This window comes from Pseudomonas sp. SIMBA_067, from assembly GCF_046534675.1.
GTDB classification, from domain to species: domain Bacteria; phylum Pseudomonadota; class Gammaproteobacteria; order Pseudomonadales; family Pseudomonadaceae; genus Aquipseudomonas; species Aquipseudomonas putida.
Window position 1 is genome coordinate 1 of record NZ_JAWRYH010000061.1, and the last position, 441, is coordinate 441.

A 441-nucleotide genomic window follows, 5' to 3' on the forward strand; every position below is an offset into this window, starting at 1 on the left:
GCCGATCGCAGCTGCGATATCACCCGCACGAACTTCTTTAATCTCTTCACGCTTGTTAGCGTGCATCTGAACGATACGGCCCAGACGCTCACGGTTTGACTTAACCGGGTTGAACACGGTGTCACCCGTGTTAACAACACCAGAGTAAACGCGGAAGAAGGTTAAGTTACCCACGAACGGGTCGGTAGCGATTTTGAACGCCAGTGCAGCAAACGGCTCGTTGTCATCAGAGTGACGAACAGCCGGCGTGTCTTTACCGTCGTCCAGCATACCGTTGATCGCGGTAACGTCAGTCGGTGCTGGCAGATATTCAACAACTGCATCCAGCATCGCCTGAACACCTTTGTTCTTAAATGCAGAACCACAGGTTACCAGGATAATTTCGTTGTTCAGAACACGCTTACGCAGAGATGTTTTGATCTCTTCTTCAGTCAGTTCTTC

General features: G+C 50.3%; 1 protein-coding gene. It reads right to left on the bottom strand.

Annotated elements, in window-relative coordinates; translation table 11 throughout:
* Positions 1 to 441, bottom strand: a 441-nt coding sequence (locus tag SB765_RS28085; RefSeq protein ID WP_410932280.1) for an EF-Tu/IF-2/RF-3 family GTPase, incomplete at both ends; no start/stop codon positions are given.